The sequence below is a fragment of the Pseudorhizobium endolithicum genome (genome assembly GCF_902153245.2).
Taxonomy (GTDB): Bacteria; Pseudomonadota; Alphaproteobacteria; order Rhizobiales; family Rhizobiaceae; genus Neorhizobium; species Neorhizobium endolithicum.
This window is the reverse complement of sequence record NZ_CABFWF030000012.1, coordinates 2501-20468: the sequence shown is the minus strand read 5'-3', so window position 1 is coordinate 20468 and position 17968 is coordinate 2501. Positions and strand designations below refer to the sequence as shown.

11 protein-coding genes, 1 tRNA gene, 2 rRNA genes and 2 pseudogenes are annotated in these 17968 nt (G+C 61.1%); 8 read left to right on the top strand and 8 right to left on the bottom strand.

Annotated features, from left to right (window positions below; genetic code table 11):
* Positions 1-4: 4 nt before the first annotated feature.
* From nosZ to RTCK_RS20880, 8 genes and pseudogenes are all read left to right on the top strand, one after another.
* Positions 5-1924 (top strand): TAT-dependent nitrous-oxide reductase, encoded by a 1920-nt coding sequence (nosZ, locus tag RTCK_RS09900; RefSeq protein WP_142519478.1) that lies wholly within the window; start codon positions 5-7, stop codon positions 1922-1924.
* The gene (locus RTCK_RS09895) at positions 1921-3300 is read left to right on the top strand and encodes a nitrous oxide reductase family maturation protein NosD (protein ID WP_142592691.1); all 1380 of its coding nucleotides are present in this window, start codon (positions 1921-1923) and stop codon (positions 3298-3300) included. The genes nosZ and RTCK_RS09895 overlap by 4 nt, the downstream gene beginning before the upstream one ends.
* Positions 3297-4208, top strand: a complete 912-nt coding sequence (locus tag RTCK_RS09890; protein WP_142592690.1) for an ABC transporter ATP-binding protein — start codon at positions 3297-3299, stop codon at positions 4206-4208. Before RTCK_RS09895 ends, RTCK_RS09890 begins: the two co-directional genes overlap by 4 nt.
* Positions 4205-5032, top strand: a complete 828-nt coding sequence (locus tag RTCK_RS09885) for an ABC transporter permease (RefSeq protein ID WP_142519475.1) — start codon at positions 4205-4207, stop codon at positions 5030-5032. The genes RTCK_RS09890 and RTCK_RS09885 overlap by 4 nt, the downstream gene beginning before the upstream one ends.
* Entirely contained in the window at positions 5029-5592 is a 564-nt protein-coding gene (locus RTCK_RS09880; protein WP_142592689.1) for a nitrous oxide reductase accessory protein NosL, read from the top strand. The genes RTCK_RS09885 and RTCK_RS09880 overlap by 4 nt, the downstream gene beginning before the upstream one ends.
* Positions 5585-6577, top strand: a complete 993-nt coding sequence (locus RTCK_RS09875) for an FAD:protein FMN transferase (RefSeq protein ID WP_142592688.1) — start codon at positions 5585-5587, stop codon at positions 6575-6577. Before RTCK_RS09880 ends, RTCK_RS09875 begins: the two co-directional genes overlap by 8 nt.
* 145 nt (positions 6578-6722) lie before the next feature.
* Entirely contained in the window at positions 6723-7442 is a 720-nt protein-coding gene (locus RTCK_RS09870; RefSeq protein ID WP_268963128.1) for an SDR family NAD(P)-dependent oxidoreductase, read from the top strand.
* Positions 7439-8683 (top strand): annotated as a pseudogene (locus tag RTCK_RS20880) (aldehyde dehydrogenase family protein); the annotation flags it as partial. The gene RTCK_RS09870 and the pseudogene RTCK_RS20880, both read left to right, overlap by 4 nt.
* 46 nt (positions 8684-8729) lie before the next feature.
* Here RTCK_RS20880 and RTCK_RS09865 read toward each other — a convergent pair.
* From RTCK_RS09865 to RTCK_RS09830, 8 genes and pseudogenes are all read right to left on the bottom strand, one after another.
* Entirely contained in the window at positions 8730-10286 is a 1557-nt protein-coding gene (locus tag RTCK_RS09865; protein ID WP_142592685.1) for an FGGY-family carbohydrate kinase, read from the bottom strand.
* A complete protein-coding gene (gene rhaM / locus RTCK_RS09860; protein ID WP_142519469.1) occupies positions 10283-10603 on the bottom strand; it encodes an L-rhamnose mutarotase in 321 nt (106 codons plus the stop codon). The genes RTCK_RS09865 and rhaM overlap by 4 nt, the downstream gene beginning before the upstream one ends.
* Positions 10600-11610: an ABC transporter permease gene (locus tag RTCK_RS09855; RefSeq protein ID WP_142592684.1), complete on the bottom strand. Its 1011-nt coding sequence runs from the start codon at positions 11608-11610 to the stop codon at positions 10600-10602. Before RTCK_RS09855 ends, rhaM begins: the two co-directional genes overlap by 4 nt.
* A complete protein-coding gene (locus tag RTCK_RS09850; protein WP_142592683.1) occupies positions 11607-12596 on the bottom strand; it encodes an ABC transporter permease in 990 nt (329 codons plus the stop codon). Before RTCK_RS09850 ends, RTCK_RS09855 begins: the two co-directional genes overlap by 4 nt.
* Positions 12597-12606: 10 nt before the next feature.
* Positions 12607-13638 (bottom strand): annotated as a pseudogene (locus RTCK_RS09845) (sugar ABC transporter ATP-binding protein); the annotation flags it as partial.
* Between the two features lie 183 nt (positions 13639-13821).
* A tRNA-Met gene (locus RTCK_RS09840) sits at positions 13822-13898 on the bottom strand.
* 113 nt (positions 13899-14011) lie between these two features.
* Positions 14012-14126: ribosomal RNA gene (rrf, locus tag RTCK_RS09835) — 5S ribosomal RNA — on the bottom strand.
* 385 nt (positions 14127-14511) lie between these two features.
* Positions 14512-17499 (bottom strand): 23S ribosomal RNA (locus RTCK_RS09830).
* Positions 17500-17968: the final 469 nt, after the last annotated feature.

Genomic DNA, 17968 nt, shown 5'->3' with positions numbered 1-17968 from the left:
AGTTATGTCAAACGAAGAGACGAAAATGCGCCTGAGCCGGCGCCAGATGCTTGGATCGGCAGCTTTTGCCGCCGCCGCGGGAACGGCAGGAGTCGGCGGCGGTCTCAGCCTTGCGGCCGGATCAGCCACCCCGGCAGCCGCCCAGGGCGCCAGCGACCACAGCTATGAGGTCAAGCCCGGGGAGTTGGACGAATACTACACATTCTTCTCGAGCGGGCAGACCGGCGAGGTCCGGATAGTCGGTCTTCCGTCCATGCGGGAACTGATGCGCATCCCCGTGTTCAACCGCTGCAGCGCAACAGGCTGGGGCCAGACGAACGAGAGCCGGAAGATCCTGACCGAAGGTCTGCTTCCGGAAAACGTCGAATTCCTGAAGGATCAGGGCGGCATCTATCTGAACGGTGACCTGCACCACCCGCACCCGTCCTTCACGGACGGCACCTATGACGGCCGCTACCTCTACGCCAACGACAAGGCGAACACCCGCGTATGCCGTATCCGGCTGGACGTGATGAAATGCGACAAGATCATCCAACTGCCGAACCAGCACACGGTCCACGGCCTGCGCGTGCAGAAATATCCGAAGACCGGCTATGTCTTCGCGAACGGTGAAGACCGCGTGCCGATCCCGAACGATGGCAAGATCCTCAACGATCACAAGCAGTACCACGCGATCTTCACTGCCGTTGACGGCGAGACGATGAAGGTCGCATGGCAGGTGATGGTCGACGGCAATCTCGACAACGTCGACTGCGACTACCAAGGGAAGTACGCCTTCGCGACCTGCTACAACTCCGAGGAAGGCGTGAACCTGGCGGAGATGATGGCAAGCGAGCAGGACTGGGTCGTCGTCTTCGACCTGAAGCGGATCGAAGAAGCCGTCGCCAAGGGCGACTTCAAGGAGATGGGCGGCGTGCCTGTCATCGACGGTCGCCATGGATCGCCCTATACGCGATACATCCCGATCTCCAACAGCCCCCACGGCATCAACACCGCTCCGGACGGCATCCATGTCGTTGCCAACGGGAAGCTGTCGCCGACCGTCACGGTCTTCGACGTGCGCAAGTTCGACGATCTGTTCGAGGACAAGATCCAGCCGCGCGACTGCGTCGTCGCCGAACCCGAACTGGGCCTGGGCCCGTTGCACACAGCCTATGACGGCAAGGGCAATGCCTATACGACCCTGTTCATCGACAGCCAGGTGTGCAAGTGGAACATCGAGGACGCCAAGCGCGCCTATGCCGGCGAGAAGGTCGATCCGATCCGCCAGAAGCTCGACGTACACTACCAGCCAGGCCACAACCACACCTCCATGGGACAGACCAAGGAGGCGGACGGCAAGTGGCTGGTATCGCTGAACAAGTTCTCGAAGGATCGCTACCTCAACGTCGGCCCGCTGAAGCCGGAAAACGACCAGCTCATCGACATCTCCGGTGACGAGATGGTGATCGTGCATGACGGCCCGTCGTTCGCCGAACCGCATGATGCGACCATCGTGCATGCCTCCAAGATCAACCCGGTGCATGTCTGGAAGCGCGACGATCCCTTCTTCGCCGATGCGGTGAAGCAGGCCGAAGCCGATGGCATCGACCTGATGATGGACAGCGAGGTCATCCGCGACGGCGACAAGGTCCGCGTCTACATGACGTCGGCCGCCCCCGCCTTCGGTCTTGAGGAGTTCACCGTCAAGGAAGGGGACGAAGTAACCGTCTACGTCACCAACATCGACGAAGTGGAAGACCTCACCCACGGGTTTGCCATCATCAACTACGGCATCAACATGGAGATAGGTCCGCAGGCGACTGCCTCCGTGACGTTCAAGGCAACCAAGCCCGGCGTATGGTGGTACTATTGCTCGTGGTTCTGCCATGCGATGCACATGGAGATGAAGGGCCGCATGTTCGTGGAGCCGAAGGCGGCATGATGCCTTTCCGTCTCATGACGACGACAACAGGGATGGCGGCCGCCTTGGCCGCCCTTCCGGCTATTGCGGCAGCCGCCGAACTCTCCGTGGCGGCGACCGGCGGGCAGTCGCTGCAGCAGGCGATAGACCTGGCCCGACCGGGCGACGTGCTGGTTCTCGAGCCGGGGCAGTACGAGGGGCCGATCGTAGTCGGCAAGCCGCTCACGCTCCAGGGCAAGCAGGGTGCGCTCGTCCGCGGTAACGGAACCGGCAGTGTCATCACCGTCGATGCGCCGGGCGTTGTGGTGCGGGGCCTGGAAGTCACCGGATCGGGCCGCGACCTCGCCGCACGCGACTCCGGTATCTTCGTCGCCCAGTCGGCAACCGGGGCCGTCATCGAAAACAACACGGTGGTCGACAACCTGTCCGGGATCTACCTCTATGGAGCAGTGGATTCCGTTGCGCGGGCAAACAGGGTCGTCGGACTGAAGGAAGGGCGGATGAGCGAGGCCGGCAGCGGCGTGACGATCTGGAACGCTCCCGGAGCCAAGGTACTCGGCAACGACATCCGCTTCGGCCGCGACGGTATCGCCACCAATGCCAGCAAGAGGAATGTCTTCAGCGGCAACCGCTTCCGCGATCTTCGCTTCGCCATCCACTACATGTACACGAACGACAGCGAGATCAGCGACAACATCTCGACCGGAAATTCGGTCGGCTACGCCATCATGTATTCGAGCCGCCTGAAGATCACCGGCAACGTCTCCGATGGAGACCGCGATCACGGCTTGCTTCTCAACACGGCAAACGGATCGACGATCTCCGGGAACAGGGTTGTCGGACGGATGCAGCCGGTCGACCGCTGGCTTTCCGCCGGCGTTCAGTCCAGCGAGCACGGCATGCCCCAATCCGACGATACCACCGCCGCTGCCGATGCAACGGAGCGGCTCGGTCCGGAGAAATGCGTCTTTATCTACAATGCCAACAACAACCGCTTCACCGGCAACAGTTTCGAAGGCTGCTCCATCGGGATTCATTTCACCGCCGGATCCGAAGGCAATGTCATGAGCGGCAATGCCTTCATCGCCAATCGCAATCAGGTGAAATATGTCGGCACGCGCTATGTCGACTGGTCGAACGACGGCCGCGGCAATTACTGGAGCGACAACCCCGCCTTCGACCTGAACGGCGACGGCATCGGCGATAATCCCTACCGCCCGAACGACCTGATCGACCGCGTCCTCTGGACCTCGCCGCAGGCCAAGGTGCTGACGACCAGCCCCGCCGTTCAGGTCATCCGCTGGGCCCAGTCGCAATTCCCGGCCCTCCTGCCGGGGGGAGTGGTGGACAGCCACCCGCTCATGGCTCCTGCGCCGGTCGAGAAAGTTCTGCAATGACGATAACAGTCGAAATAGCCGGCGTTTCCAAGCGATACAGCAAGCTGCATGCGGTCAAGGACGTCGCTTTTGGCCTCAATACGGGGGAAACGGTCGCCCTGGTCGGCCACAACGGTGCCGGCAAGACGACGCTGATCAAGCTGATGCTGGGCCTGATCCGGCCGACGGAGGGCCATGTGCGGGTGCTCGGCGAGGATCCGGCCCGCGGAGATTTCGCCGTCCGGCAGAGGCTGGGCTACCTGCCCGAAAGCGTCTCCTTTCACCTGGCTTTGACGGGCCGGGAGACACTCTCATTCTACGCCAGGCTGAAGCGGGTCGACCTCGCCTCCGCAGATAGGTTGTTCGAGCGCGTCGGCCTCGCGCAGGAAGCTGTCGACAGGCCGGTCCGGACCTATTCGAAGGGCATGCGGCAGCGGCTCGGCCTGGCACAGGCCCTGCTGGGAGAGCCCCGCGTGCTGCTTCTCGACGAGCCCACCAGCGGCCTCGACCCGGCGCTTCGCCGCAGCTTCTATGATCTGATCGCCGGCTTGCGCGAGCAGGGAGCGACGGTCATGCTATCGTCCCATGCACTGACCGAACTCGAAGGACGGGCGGATCGGGTGATTATCGTGAACCGCGGCATCAAGATCGCCGACGGGACCTTGGACGAGTTGCGTCGCATCGCGCGGCTTCCGACCCGTATCAGCGCCCGTCTTGCCGATGGCGGTCCTGCTCCTGCATGGGCGAATGGCGGCAGCCACTGGAAACGGACGGGCCAACTGCTGGAGGCAGATGTGTCCCCTGAAGAAAAGATCCGCTTGCTGCACGACATCACCGCCCATCCGGAGCAACTGGCAACCCTCACCGTGGCGGAGCCAACGCTCGATGATCTTTATGCGCACTTCCTGAGCGGACAGGAGACGCCATGACCAATATTCTCATCATCGCCGGCAAGGAGATCCAGGAGGGCCTGCGCAACAGGTGGGTTCTCGCGACGACGCTTCTGCTCGCAGCCCTTGCCCTCACCCTCTCCTTTCTCGGCAGCGCGCCGACTGGCAATGTCGGCGTCAACCGGCTGGACGTCATCATCGTCAGCCTTTCCAGCCTGACCATCTTCCTGCTTCCCCTGATCGCCCTCCTGCTGTCGCACGACGCCGTCGTCGGCGAGTCGGAGCGGGGAACCATGCTGTTGCTGCTCAGCTACCCGATCGGCCGCAGCGAGGTGATTTTCGGAAAGTTCCTGGGGCATCTGGCAATCCTTGCCTTCGCCACGCTCTGCGGCTACGGCGCCGCGGCCGTGGCGTTGACGTCGACCGGCGCCGAGGTGGGGCCGGAGAGCTGGATCGCATTCGCGTCCATGGTCGGATACTCGATCCTGCTCGGCGCGATCTTTCTGGCCATCGGCTATCTCATGAGCACGCTTGCGAGCGAACGCAGCACGGCGGGAGGAATCGCCATCGGCATCTGGCTGTTCTTCGTGCTCATCTACGACATGGCCCTGCTCGGAGGCCTTGTCGCAGCGCAGGGCCATGCGGTTCCGCCGCTGCTTCTCGACCTTCTGCTGATCGGCAACCCGACAGATGTCTACCGGCTGCTCAACCTGGGCTCCGGAAGCGCCGGCGCCCTGTCCGGCCTGGGCGGTATAGCAGACCACAGCCGTCTCTCGACTCCGGTGCTGACGGCGGCACTCCTGATCTGGACTGCCGTACCGCTCGGCCTGGCGAACCTGATCTTTTGGAGGAGGGAAGCATGAGGCTGTCGGTCCCGGCTATCGTTCTTATGGCTTCACTCTCGTTGCTCTCCTGCAGCAAGGAGGAGGCAACATCCCCGCCCCCGCCCTTTTCCCTGACCGAGGACGCGATGGGGCGTTACTGCGGCATGAACGTCCTCGAGCATCCTGGCCCCAAGGGTCAGGTGATCCTGCAACACATCCCGGAAGCGATCTGGTTCTCGTCGGCCCGCGATACCCTTGCCTTCACGATGCTGCCGGAAGAGCCACGCGACGTTGCCGCAATCTATGTTTCGGACATGGGCAAGGCCCAGAGTTGGTACAATCCTGGCGCCACCAACTGGGTGGATGCCCGCCAGGCTTATTTCGTGATTGACAGCTCGGAGCTCAGCGGCATGGGAGCCGCGGAAGCCGTGCCGTTCTCGCAGGAGGCGGATGCCCGCACGTTCCAGGAGCGGCATGGTGGCCGGATTGTCCGCTTCGACGAGGTTCCGCAGGACTACATCCTGGGGCAGAGCACGCCCGCTCCGGAAGGTGCGCCGGCCGGAAGCGATGCAGCCAGGCAAGGAGACGCTCATGGCTGAGACGCTTTCCCGCCGACGGGCAATCTGCATTCTCGCTGCCGCAGGCGGCCTCACGCTGCTGCCGTGGAGTAGAGCTGCCGCGGCGGCCCCTTCACCTGTGGTGTGGAAGGGCCAGGCCCTGGGTGCCCCGGCAAGCCTTGTCCTTCATCATCCCGACCGCCGGCAGGCGGAGAAGCTCATCACCCGCATGGTGGCAGAGGTGGCACGCCTGGAGACCATCTTCAGCCTCTACCGCGAGGACTCGGCCTTGAACGAGCTCAACCGCCTCGGTGCGCTGGCCATGCCCCCGGCAGAACTCGTGGCCGTGCTGGACGCCAGCCGGACCGTGTGGGAAGCAACCGGCGGCCTGTTCGATCCGAGCGTGCAGCCCCTGTGGTCGCTTTATGCCCGCCACTTCGGGGAACCCGGGGCTGATCCGTCCGGCCCCCCGGAAGCGGAGGCCGAAAAGGCGGCAAGGCTGGTTGGGCTTCGGAACGTGCACGCCAACCGCGACCGGATCGCCTTCGCAAGATCCGGCATGGCCTTGACGTTGAACGGAATCGCCCAAGGGTACATAACCGACCGGATCGTTGCCCTGCTCCGGGACGCCGGCGTTACAAGCAGCCTCGTCGACATGGGCGAGACCCGGGCGATCGGCAACCGGGCCGATGGGTCCCCCTGGAGTATCGGGCTGGCGGAAACCCAAAGCGACGACATCGATACGGTCATCCCGATCGTCGACAAGGCGGTTGCGACCTCCAGCCTGATGGGCTTCCGTTTCGATGCTGCCGGTCGCTTCGGCCATATCCTCCACCCCATGCACGGAAGGGTCGAGCCGCGATACCGGCGCTTGACGGTGATCGCAACCGAAGCGACCCGCGCCGACGCCTATTCGACCGCCATGACCCTGATGAGTCCGGAGGAAATCAGAACGGCGGTCGCACGGCAGCCCGGTCTATCGGTGGATCTGGTGACGGTCTCGGGGCAGCATCTTCGTTTCGGATGAACGGCTCCGCCCCAGGGAGCCGCGTGCAAGCCTGATGCTCCCGCATCTGACGAACGCTGCACGCTGGACCATGAACCACGCCCTCCGCATCGCCGCCGGGCATAGTCCCCATTGACAAGGGTCGGAAACCGCGCAACGCTCACAAATGAGAGCAAAAGCTCGCCTTCCAAGTGACAGCTTGCGGGCTCACCGCGGGGACGCACCATGTGTAATATTCGCGGGAAGAGATAACCAGAATTCCGGTGGATCTGGCGGGCCCGGACCGTATCGGGCCGCGGTCGATGACATGGAGGCCCGCGGGATCGAAGTGGATCTGCTGATCAACAATGCCGGCATTGTCGTCGGGAAACGATCTACCGACCACAATTTCCAGGACATTGCCGGGTCCATGGGATTGAACGCCCTGGCGCCCATGGATGTGGCCCATCGGCTGCTCCCTGGAATGATCGCACGCGGCGGCGGTCACATCGTCAATATCGCTTCCGCCGCGGCCCTGGTCTCCAATCCGAAGATGTCCGTCTACTGTGCCAGCAAATGGGCCATGGCCGGATGGTCGGATTCTCTGCGTCTAGAAATGGAGGAGGCCAATACCGGGGTGAAGGTCACCACGATCATGCCCTACTACATCGACACCGGCATGTTCGAAGGCGTGCGATCACGGGTTCTCCCGATCCTCAAGCCTGACAAGGTGGTCGAGCAGATCCTCGCCGCGATCGAAAAGGATTGGATATACCTCCGCCTGCCGTGGCTGGTGAATTTTGTGCCGCTGATGCGCGGCATACTTCCAGCGCGCTGGTTCGACCGGGTCGTCGGCAACTGGTTCGGGATCTATCGCTCGATGGACGACTTCCGGGGCCGCCGATGAATTCCGGACCCGCCGCGGCATTGGAACTGCAGGCCGAACTGGCCGCTATGAAAACGGCGTTCGCCACGGGCGCGCCCGATTATCTGGCTCGATCGGATGCCCTGAAACGTCTGGCAGCGGCGTTGCGGGTGCACCAGGAGGCGCTGGCCAAAGCGGTGGACGAAGATTTCGGCCGCCGTCCGCATGCCGAGACCTTGCTGCTGGAACTCTTTCTGCTGCACGACCAGATTCGCCATGCCCGGCGGCACCTGCGCCGCTGGATGCGACGTCGGCGCGTGCGCAGCACCTGGTTCCTGTTGCCGAGCCGCGCCTTCTATCAATACCAGCCCTTGGGCGTGGTCGGCGTGATCGGCGCCTGGAACTATCCCATCCTCCTCACCATGGGCCCCGCCATCGATGCCATCGCCGCCGGCAACCACGTCATGATCAAGCCATCGGAACTGGCGCCCCGTACGGCAGCAATTATCGGCCACATCGTGCGGGAAGCTTTCTCAGCGGAGCATGTGCGGTGCGTCACCGGTGATGCGGATGTCGGCCGCGCCTTCTCCACTCTGCCCCTGGATCACCTGTTCTTCACCGGATCAACCCGGATCGGCCACGAGGTCATGCGGGCGGCGGCGGAAAACCTTACCCCGGTAACGCTCGAATTGGGCGGGAAATCACCGGCAATCGTCCATGACAGCTATCCCCTGGCCCGGGCCGTCAGCCGGATCATGACGGCCAAGCTGTGCAATGCCGGCCAGACCTGCGTGGCTCCTGATTATGTGCTGCTGCCCGCCGGATCGGAGGCCGAGTTCGAGGCGCAGGCCCGTCGCACGGTCGACGCACTATATCCCGGACTGCCCGAGAACCCGGACTATACGCACATCATCAACGACAGGCATTACGCGCGGCTGCAAGCCCTCATCGCCGATGCTCGCGACAAGGGAGCGCGGATCGTGGAACTGGCTGAAGGGACGACCCATGCAAGGTTGGTGCCGCCGACACTGATCTTCGGCGTGACGGACGCGATGACGATCATGCAGGAGGAGATTTTCGGCCCGCTTCTGCCAGTGAGGACATATCAGACGCTCGACGATGCGATCGGCTACGTCAACGAGCGGCCGCAGCCGCTCGCGCTCTATTATTTCGATGATGATCGTCATCGGCAAAGCCATGTGTTGAACTCTACGCGTTCCGGCGGCGTGACCATCAACGATTGCCTCTACCATCTGGGGCAGCACCACCTGCCCTTCGGGGGCGTCGGAGCCAGCGGCATGGGCCACTATCACGGCTTCGACGGCTTCGTCACCTTCTCCAAGAAGCGCCCCGTGATGCTCCAGCGTCGGCTGGCGGCAACGGGCCTGCTGCATGCGCCGTGGGCGCCTCGGCAATGGCTGATAGAGACGATGCTGCGGTTTGTCTCGCGATAGGCCCTGCCCGCGAGCGGCGGCAACCGTCCCGGCGGAAGCCGGGCAGCGTTACTCCTGCGCCTTCAAGATGCCGCAGCCAGCATTCGCGGTAAGAACCGATGCCCTCCAGAGACATATCGGGCGCCACCGCACGGGCTTCGGATTCCAGGCGAACTCCTGCCAGGCATCCGGCACCCTGGCTTGTCCCCGTTGAGCCTCGCAGGGCCAATACCGACCGGCCGAGCACGCCCTGCAAGGCCTGCAGATAGGCACGATTGGAGGCAAACGGGCCTTCGACAAGAACCGGACCTTGGGCTCCGATCAACCCGAGACAGACATCCGTCATCATTGCGAGATAGAGGCAGGCCGCTGCCCAGCGTTCATCCTTGCTTGCACCGGCATCTCCGCTCCACTGCGTCTTGCAACTGGGAAAAGGCCCCGAGCCCTCCACGATGCTCGGCCGGAGCATCAGTCCTCTACGCAGGATCGTTGGTATCGCCGCGAGAGCCGCATCCGCGTCGCAGGGCCCCAGTTCCGCCGCCAGCATCTCGTATTCACGGCCTCCCATGAACCGGGAAGAGGGTACGGCGCGGCCATAGGCGTCCACGTTCGCCAGCGTATCCCGCCTCGGATCGAGATGCTTGAACTCACCACCGACGGCGAAGCTGACTACCCATGTTCCGGTCGAAACGACGGCGAAAGGCTGATCTGGCCCGCTGAGATGCGGCAGAAGGGAAGCATTGGAATCGTGAATGCCGCAAAATACCTCGACCGTGCGGCCGAGGCCAATCTCCTGCGCCAGAGCGGGCCGCACAGGCCCCAGCCGATCGAAGGCGGAGCGCACCGGCGCCAGCAGGTCCCGCACGCCCAGCCGATCGACCAGGCTTGAAAACTCTCCTTCCGTCGGCCGCCAAAGATCCGTGTGGCAGCCGAGAGAGGTAACCTCGGTGGCGGGAACGCCAGTCAGCAGGAAGGCCCAATACTGAGGATAGGTAAGGACGGTGCGCACGCGTCCGAATTCGGCAGGAAACGCCGCCTTCTGATAATGCAACTGTGCCCCGAGGTTCAGACCGCCCGGCAGCGCAGGCGACAAGGTCTCCTCGAACCGAGGTCGCAGGAGAGCATAGGCCTGCACGATCGACGCGGGATAAGCATGCTCGTAATCCAGCACCGGCAGGGCCAGTTCGCCGGCTTCGTCCAGCAGAGCGGCGGCAGCGCCATGGGCCGTGATGGTGATGGCATCATAGCCCGGATCGGCTGCAAAGGCTTTCAGAGCTTCAAGAACAAAGCGCCACAGCGCCTCAACGTCATAGTGCGGATATGGAGGTCCGGACAAGGTCCGGTTGGCCAGCCGCCGTTCCGCTATCTCCGCACCGGTAGCGCAATCCAGCACCAGGACCTTGGCATTGGTCTTGCCGATATCCAGGACGGCAACCCGGCGCACCTCGTTCATGGCAGGTGGAAGACCGTGACGAGGTCTTTGGAAACAGGAGAATTGTCCGGATTCGTCTCCATGATATCAGCCATGTGAGCCCACCAGCGCTTCATCACCGGATGCTGCGGCAGTTCGGCCATTTGGTGATCGGATGTCCTCGTCAGGACACCGAACAGAATGCCGGTGTCCCGATCGAGGTGGATGGAATAGTCACTGACACCTGCCTGGTGCAGCAGGGCCGTCAGTTCCGGCCAGATCTCGTCGTGCCGGCGCCGGTATTCGGCCTCCATGCCGGGATTGAGCTTCATCTTGAACGCATATCTCTCGGTGGTCATGAGCGCGCCGCCTGCCGGATCCGGCGTGCCAGGATGGGCAGGGCGATCGTCACGATGAGAAGCAGGCCGACAAAGATCGACATCACGATACCGGGCACGTTCAGGAGCCCGAGGCCGAACGTCACAAGCCCCATCACGAAGGCCGCGATCACGACGCCTGCGATCGTTCCGGCACCGCCGAGGATCGACCCGCCCCCGAGGACCACCATGGTGACGATCTCCAGTTCCCAGCCCTGCGCGATCGAGGGCCGTGTCGAACCGAGTCGCGAGGTGAGGCATACGGCGGCAATACCGCTCATCAGGCCGGTGAGAAGAAAGAGAATGAACTTCACCCGCTCCACAGGCACGCCCGAGAACCGGGCAGCAAACTCGTTGTTGCCGATCACGAAGACCTGCCGCCCGAAATTCGTGGCATGCAGGAGCACGGCAAAGACCGCGGCGAACAGCAGAAAAAGTCCGAATTCGAAGGAGAAGACCCAGAAGATATAGCCCTGTCCAAAATAGGCAAAGCTTTCCGGATACCCGCCATAGGCCTTGTCTCCCAGGACGATGTAGGAAATCCCGCGGAACAGGCTCATGGTGCCGATGGTGACGACGATGGACGGCAGGCGCAGCATGGCGACGAGCAGTCCGTTGAAGGCACCGCAGGCAAGCCCCGTCCCGATACCGATCGCTACCAGTCCTGCCGTATCCAGGCCGGCGGCGGCCGCCGCCCCCATGGCCGTTGAGGCGAGCGCTATGATGGCTGCGACCGACAGATCGATTTCACCGGCAATGATCAGCATCGCCATGGCGAAGGCAATCATCGCCTTTTCCGTGAAATTGAACGTGGCGTCGGAGAGGTTCCAGGCATTCAGGAAGTAAGGGGAGGCAAAGGAGTTGGCGAGGAAGATAGCGGCCGCCACGCCCAGCAGCAGCACCTCCCAACTGGTGAGGATTCGGGAGAAGGATGTTCCCAGCCGGTCCGGAATGGTGCGTCGCTGCACCGTCTCCTCGGAGTTTCTCATGCGTTCGCCTCCATGGCTGCGCGGTTGCGCAGGATGATGCGGCCTTTCTTGCGCTCTGCGCGAGCGTTGAAGACCACGGCAAGGACGATGACCACCCCGGAAATCGCCATCTGCGCGAAGGGCGAAATGCCGATGACCGGCAGTGCGTTCTTGATCACGCCGAGGAATAGGGCGCCGAGCACCGCGCCGGCCACCGAACCGATGCCGCCGGCAATCGAGATGCCGCCGATGACACAGGCCGCGACGCTGTCGAGCTCGAAGCCATTGGCGATATCGACATAGGCGACCGCATAACGGGAGACCCAGAGGTAGCTGCATAGTCCCGCAAGCGCCCCGGAGAGCACGAAGGCGAGAAAGCGGGTCCTTCCGATGTCGATTCCCGCATAGACCGCCGCCGTCGGATTGCCGCCGGAGGCAAAAGCGGAGCGACCGAAGGGTGTGCGGGTCAGCACGAACCACATCATCAGCACGACGGCGATTGCCACCCAGGAAAGGACAGGCAGGCCAAGCAGGGGCGTCCGCGGAACGTTCAGGAAGGTCGGCGTCATCTGGTGAGCGTTCACCCAGCCGCCGCCCGACAGCACGAAGGCCATGCCGCGATAGATCGTCAGTGCCCCGAGCGTCACCACGATCGGCGGAATCTGCAGGATCCAGACAAGGAAGCCGTTGATGCTGCCGAGAAAGGCGCCGATCGCGATCGCCATTACGACAAGCACGCCCAGCGGCAGATCGGGATAGGCGGCGTTCGTCATCGCCACCGCCATACCGGTGAAGGCGAGATTGGCCGCGACCGAAAGATCGATCGCCTTGGTGAGGATCACGGTCATCTGGGCGAGCGCCAGGATGATGAGAATGGACGTATCGTTGAAGATGTTGGCGAGATTGGCCGGTGCCGCAAAGCCTGCGGCGCGGGTCGAGAAACCGGCGATCATCAGGATGATGATGCCCGAGAGCAGGAGTTCGCGATTTTTGAGGAGCTGTCTCATCCAATGATCCTCAGGCGTTTCCGGTCGCGGCGCGAACCAGGATCTCCGCGGTCGCCTCGTTCCGGTCGAAGATTCCCGCCTGCAGCCCCTCGTGCATCACCATGATCCGGTCCGACATGCCGAGGACTTCGGGAAGTTCGGACGAGACCATGATGATGGAGAGGCCCTGGGAGGCGAGTTCGCTGATGAAGCCGTGGACCGCCGCCTTGGAACCGATGTCGATCCCCTTGGTCGGTTCGTCCAGAATGATGACCTTGGGCTGCGTCGCCAGCCATTTTCCGATGACGACCTTCTGCTGGTTGCCGCCCGACAGGGTACCAACGGGAACGGAAAGTGCCGCGGCCCGCAGGTCCAGCCGCTCGGCATAGGTTCGGGCAAGCGCCAGTTCGTTCGCCGCCTGCAGGAAGCCGGCGCGGGAGGTTTTCCGAAGTGAAGGCAGCGACATGTTCTGGAAGATCGGCATCGGAAGAGCCAATCCATGCCGCCCCCGCTCCTCCGGCACGTAGACGATGCCGGCCGCAATGGCGTCCTTCGGCGAGCGGAAGGAAACCGGCTGGCCCTCCAGAACGAGGCGACCGGCAGAAGGGTGTGTAACCCCGAACAGCGACTGGCAGAGTTCCGACCGCCCGGCGCCGATCAGGCCATAGACGCCGAGGATTTCCCCCCTTCGGAGCTCGAACGAGATGTCGCGGAACTCCGTCGGGTGGCAGTAGCCCTCGACGGAAAGAACGAGGGGGCCGATATCCACCTTGGCCTTGGGGAAGACGTCCTTGATGTCGCGTCCGACCATCAGCCGGACGATCTCGGCCTGCGGCGTCTCCCTCAGGCGGCCATGCCCCACCGCCTTGCCGTCGCGGAAGACGACGAAATTCTCCGCGATCTCGTAGAGTTCATCGAACTTGTGGCTGATGAACAGGACCGCCTTGCCCTGCCGCTTCAACCGTTCGACAATCCGAAAGAGGTCGTCGATCTCCTTGCGGGACAAGGCGGCGGTGGGCTCGTCCATGATGACGATACGGGCTTCCACGGAGAGCGCAAAAGCTCCTCGACGCGTATGTGGAGGAGCTTTCTAGGAAGTATGGAGAGTGGGGAGATTTATCAGTTTTGTTGGTTGCGGGGGCAGGATTTGAACCTGCCTTCAGGTTATGGTCCGCAGGACGACGAGCTACCTCGCCAGCGAAGATGAAGTCTTCGCGCCAGCGACATGATGCAGGGGAGAGGGATTTGGTTGCGGGGGCAGGATTTGAACCTGCGGCCTTCAGGTTATGAGCCTGACGAGCTACCGGGCTGCTCCACCCCGCGTCACCAAGGATACGGGCTTTCTTGCCCGGGTTATGCTTTTGACGGACGTTTCGTCCTGGACTGGGTATTTGTTTTCGTGAGTTTGAGAAGATTGTTTTGATTGCCTTTAGCAGACCTGGCAGCGACCTACTCTCCCGCGTCTTGAGACGAAGTACCATTGGCGCTGGGGCGTTTCACGGCCGTGTTCGGAATGGGAACGGGTGCGGCCGCCCCGCCATGACCACCAGGTCGGCTAAGGGCAATGTTGATGTTCCGACAGGCGACTGTCGGAACAAGTTGAGAAGCTGGATTTTTCGGAACATCGCCGGTTGTTTTGTCCTAACGGGCTGTTCGCAGCCTGCCGGCTGCTGCCCTGCGGACGGCCCGCCAAACGATTGGCGACGGCCTTTGGCCTGTATGGCTGCCTGCTTAAAGTCGAGCAAGGAGCCAACAGTTGGCAATGGTCTTTTTGAACACGTCTTTGAACCTTTTTGCGAGCCACCAGCAGCCGGCAGAGCCGAGCCGCCGGGCGTCCGGCGCGCTGTCCGCAGCGTAGCATCCGCAGGATGCGACAGCGTGAGGACAAAAGGTCGATGCATCATCAAGCTTTGCTTGATGAGCATTTTCAATGAGAACGATCAAGTCGATCGGGCGATTAGTAAGGCTAAGCTTCATGCATTGCTGCACGTCCACACGCCTCCTATCAACGTGGTCGTCTTCCACGGCCCTGATAGGGAATACTCGTTTTCAGGTGGGTTTCCCGCTTAGATGCCTTCAGCGGTTATCCCTTCCATATATAGCTACCCTGCTATGCCCTTGGCAGGACAACAGGTCCACCAGAGATATGTCCATCCCGGTCCTCTCGTACTAGGGACAGATCCTGTCAATATTCCTACACCCACGGCAGATAGGGACCGAACTGTCTCACGACGTTCTGAACCCAGCTCACGTACCGCTTTAATTGGCGAACAGCCAAACCCTTGGGACCTGCTCCAGCCCCAGGATGCGATGAGCCGACATCGAGGTGCCAAACAACCCCGTCGATATGGACTCTTGGGGGTCATCAGCCTGTTATCCCCGGCGTACCTTTTATCCGTTGAGCGATGGCCCTTCCACGCGGGACCACCGGATCACTATGACCGACTTTCGTCTCTGCTCGACTTGTCAGTCTCGCAGTCAGGCGGGCTTATGCCATTGCACTCGACGACCGATTTCCGACCGGTCTGAGCCCACCATCGCGCGCCTCCGTTACTCTTTCGGAGGCGACCGCCCCAGTCAAACTACCCACCATACACGGTCCCGGATCCGGATGACGGACCGCGGTTAGACATCCATGACGATAAGGGTGGTATTTCAAGGATGGCTCCACCGAGACTGGCGTCCCGGCTTCAAAGCCTACCACCTATCCTACACATGCCGACACGAATGCCAGTGTAAAGCTATAGTAAAGGTGCACGGGGTCTTTCCGTCTGACCGCAGGAACCCCGCATCTTCACGGGGAATTCAATTTCACTGAGTCTATGTTGGAGACAGCGGGGAAGTCGTTACGCCATTCGTGCAGGTCGGAACTTACCCGACAAGGAATTTCGCTACCTTAGGACCGTTATAGTTACGGCCGCCGTTTACTGGGGCTTCGATTCAAAGCTTGCACCTCTCCTCTTAACCTTCCAGCACCGGGCAGGCGTCAGACCCTATACGTCGTCTTTCGACTTCGCAGAGCCCTGTGTTTTTGATAAACAGTCGCTACCCCCTGGTCTGTGCCACCCCTTCCTGGTTGCCCAAAAAGGGGTCACGCTTCTTCCGAAGTTACGCGTGCAATTTGCCGAGTTCCTTCAACATAGTTCTCTCAAGCGCCTTGGTATACTCTACCTGACCACCTGTGTCGGTTTCGGGTACGGTCTATAATGATGGAGCTATTTCCTGGAACCTCTTCGCCGCCCATCCAATCCAATAAGGTTGAACAACACACGAGATCCGTCACTACCACCAGGCCCACGAATATTAACGTGGTTCCCATCGACTACGCATGTCTGCCTCGTCTTAGGGGCCGGCTAACCCTGCTCAGATTAACTTTAAGCAGGAACCCTTGGTCTTTCGGCGAGAGGGTCTCTCACCCTCTTTGTCGTTACTCATGTCAACATTCGCACTTCCGATACCTCCAGAGGCCCTCACGGGTCCTCCTTCACAGGCTTACGGAACGCTCCGCTACCACTTGCAGTAAACTGCAAATCCTCAGCTTCGGTGCATGGCTTTAGCCCCGTTACATTTTCGGCGCAAAGACCCTTATTTAGACCAGTGAGCTGTTACGCTTTCTTTAAATGATGGCTGCTTCTAAGCCAACATCCTGGTTGTTTTGGGATCCTCACATCCTTTCCCACTTAGCCATGACTTGGGGACCTTAGCTGGAGGTCAGGGTTGTTGCCCTCTTCACGACGGACGTTAGCACCCGCCGTGTGTCTGCCGACTAGTACTCCCCGGTATTCGGAGTTTGGTTAGGATCAGTAAGACGGTGAGTCCCCATAGCCCATCCAGTGCTCTACCCCCGGGGGTATTCGGTCGACGCTCTACCTAAATAGATTTCGCGGAGAACCAGCTATTTCCGAGTTTGATTGGCCTTTCACCCCTAGCCACAAGTCATCCCAATCTATTGCAACAGATGCGGGTTCGGCCCTCCAGTTGGTGTTACCCAACCTTCAGCCTGCTCATGGCTAGATCACTCGGTTTCGGGTCTAATGCAACATACTGAACGCCCTGTTCAGACTCGCTTTCGCTGCGCCTACACCTACCGGCTTAAGCTTGCATGTTACACTAAGTCGTTGACCCATTATACAAAAGGTACGCCGTCACCCTTTCAGGCTCCGACTGTTTGTAGGCATCCGGTTTCAGGTTCTATTTCACTCCCCTTGTCGGGGTGCTTTTCACCTTTCCCTCACGGTACTTGTTCGCTATCGGTCATGCACGAGTACTTAGGCTTGGAGAGTGGTCTCCCCATGTTCAGACAGGATTTCACGTGTCCCGCCCTACTCAAGGACAATCAGTGTTCTACGCCTACGGGACTGTCACCCACTGCGGTCGAGCTTTCCAACTCGTTCGGCTTTATTCCTGATTGCCACTGGCCTGGTCCGCGTTCGCTCGCCACTACTTGCGGAGTCTCGGTTGATGTCCTTTCCTGCAGGTACTTAGATGTTTCAGTTCCCTGCGTTCGCTTCTTATCCCTATGTATTCAGGATAAGATACCTTATCGCGACATCTAGAAACCATTTTCGTTCTGTCCTCACGCTGACGCATCCTCCGGATGCTGCGCTGCGGACGGCGCGGCAAATGATTGCCGACGATCTATCGGTCTGTATTGCTGCCAAACTCAACCTGGAGAAAGGCACCCGTACAGGACGATAGTCCGTCGCCGCTCGTGCGGCGCCCTCGCGGAGGATCGGGCCAAAGGCCCGCTCATCCGTGAGCGAGAACAAAAATGATTTTCTAGATGTCTAAGGTGGGTTGCCCCATTCGGAGATCCATGGATCAAAGCTCATTCGCAGCTCCCCACGGCTTATCGCAGCGTATCACGTCCTTCTTCGCCTGTGCATGCCAAGGCATCCACCAAATGCCCTTACGACACTTAATCGTTCTCATTGCCAATGCTCATCATCTAGTCGACCGTTCGTCAGAACGGGCAACAGACCGGGCTACCTTTACAACCCAGCCAACTCAACAATGCCATCGACGTGTTCGATCCGGTCACTTTATTGGAGCTACGCCGAGCAGCTCGCTTGTGCCGGATCTTAAGACCAGCTTCTCGAGATCAAATCCGGGACCGCGCGGTCAGGCAACGGCCATCAATCAAATCGCCAGAGACACCACGAGGATGCCAACAACGACTTGACCAGAGTGACAAGCTTCCTACCTCATCCGGCCCCTCCTTCGTATCCGGCCGGCTAGGCCATCAACGACATCATCGGAACCGGCCTCGGACATGGGCAAAACCCACACCTGGAAGCCTCCAGATCAATCTTCTCTTCACGATATTTGCAAAACAGGCACAAGACCAAACGGTCCGCGCAAACCTTTATTTCTTCAGAAGACAATTCGTGCTC

Excerpts from the sequence above, each read along its gene's own strand:
- RTCK_RS09880 (WP_142592689.1), top strand. The coding sequence starts at position 5,029 with ATGAGGCTGTCGGTCCCGGCTATCGTTCTTATGGCTTCACTCTCGTTG.
- nosZ (WP_142519478.1), top strand. The coding sequence starts at position 5 with ATGTCAAACGAAGAGACGAAAATGCGCCTGAGCCGGCGCCAGATGCTT.
- RTCK_RS09850 (WP_142592683.1), bottom strand. The coding sequence starts at position 12,596 with ATGAGACAGCTCCTCAAAAATCGCGAACTCCTGCTCTCGGGCATCATC.
- RTCK_RS09865 (WP_142592685.1), bottom strand. The coding sequence starts at position 10,286 with ATGAACGAGGTGCGCCGGGTTGCCGTCCTGGATATCGGCAAGACCAAT.
- rhaM (WP_142519469.1), bottom strand. The coding sequence starts at position 10,603 with ATGACCACCGAGAGATATGCGTTCAAGATGAAGCTCAATCCCGGCATG.
- RTCK_RS09885 (WP_142519475.1), top strand. The coding sequence starts at position 4,205 with ATGACCAATATTCTCATCATCGCCGGCAAGGAGATCCAGGAGGGCCTG.
- RTCK_RS09875 (WP_142592688.1), top strand. The coding sequence starts at position 5,585 with ATGGCTGAGACGCTTTCCCGCCGACGGGCAATCTGCATTCTCGCTGCC.
- RTCK_RS09895 (WP_142592691.1), top strand. The coding sequence starts at position 1,921 with ATGATGCCTTTCCGTCTCATGACGACGACAACAGGGATGGCGGCCGCC.
- RTCK_RS09870 (WP_268963128.1), top strand. The coding sequence starts at position 6,723 with ATGAGAGCAAAAGCTCGCCTTCCAAGTGACAGCTTGCGGGCTCACCGC.
- RTCK_RS09855 (WP_142592684.1), bottom strand. The coding sequence starts at position 11,610 with ATGAGAAACTCCGAGGAGACGGTGCAGCGACGCACCATTCCGGACCGG.
- RTCK_RS09890 (WP_142592690.1), top strand. The coding sequence starts at position 3,297 with ATGACGATAACAGTCGAAATAGCCGGCGTTTCCAAGCGATACAGCAAG.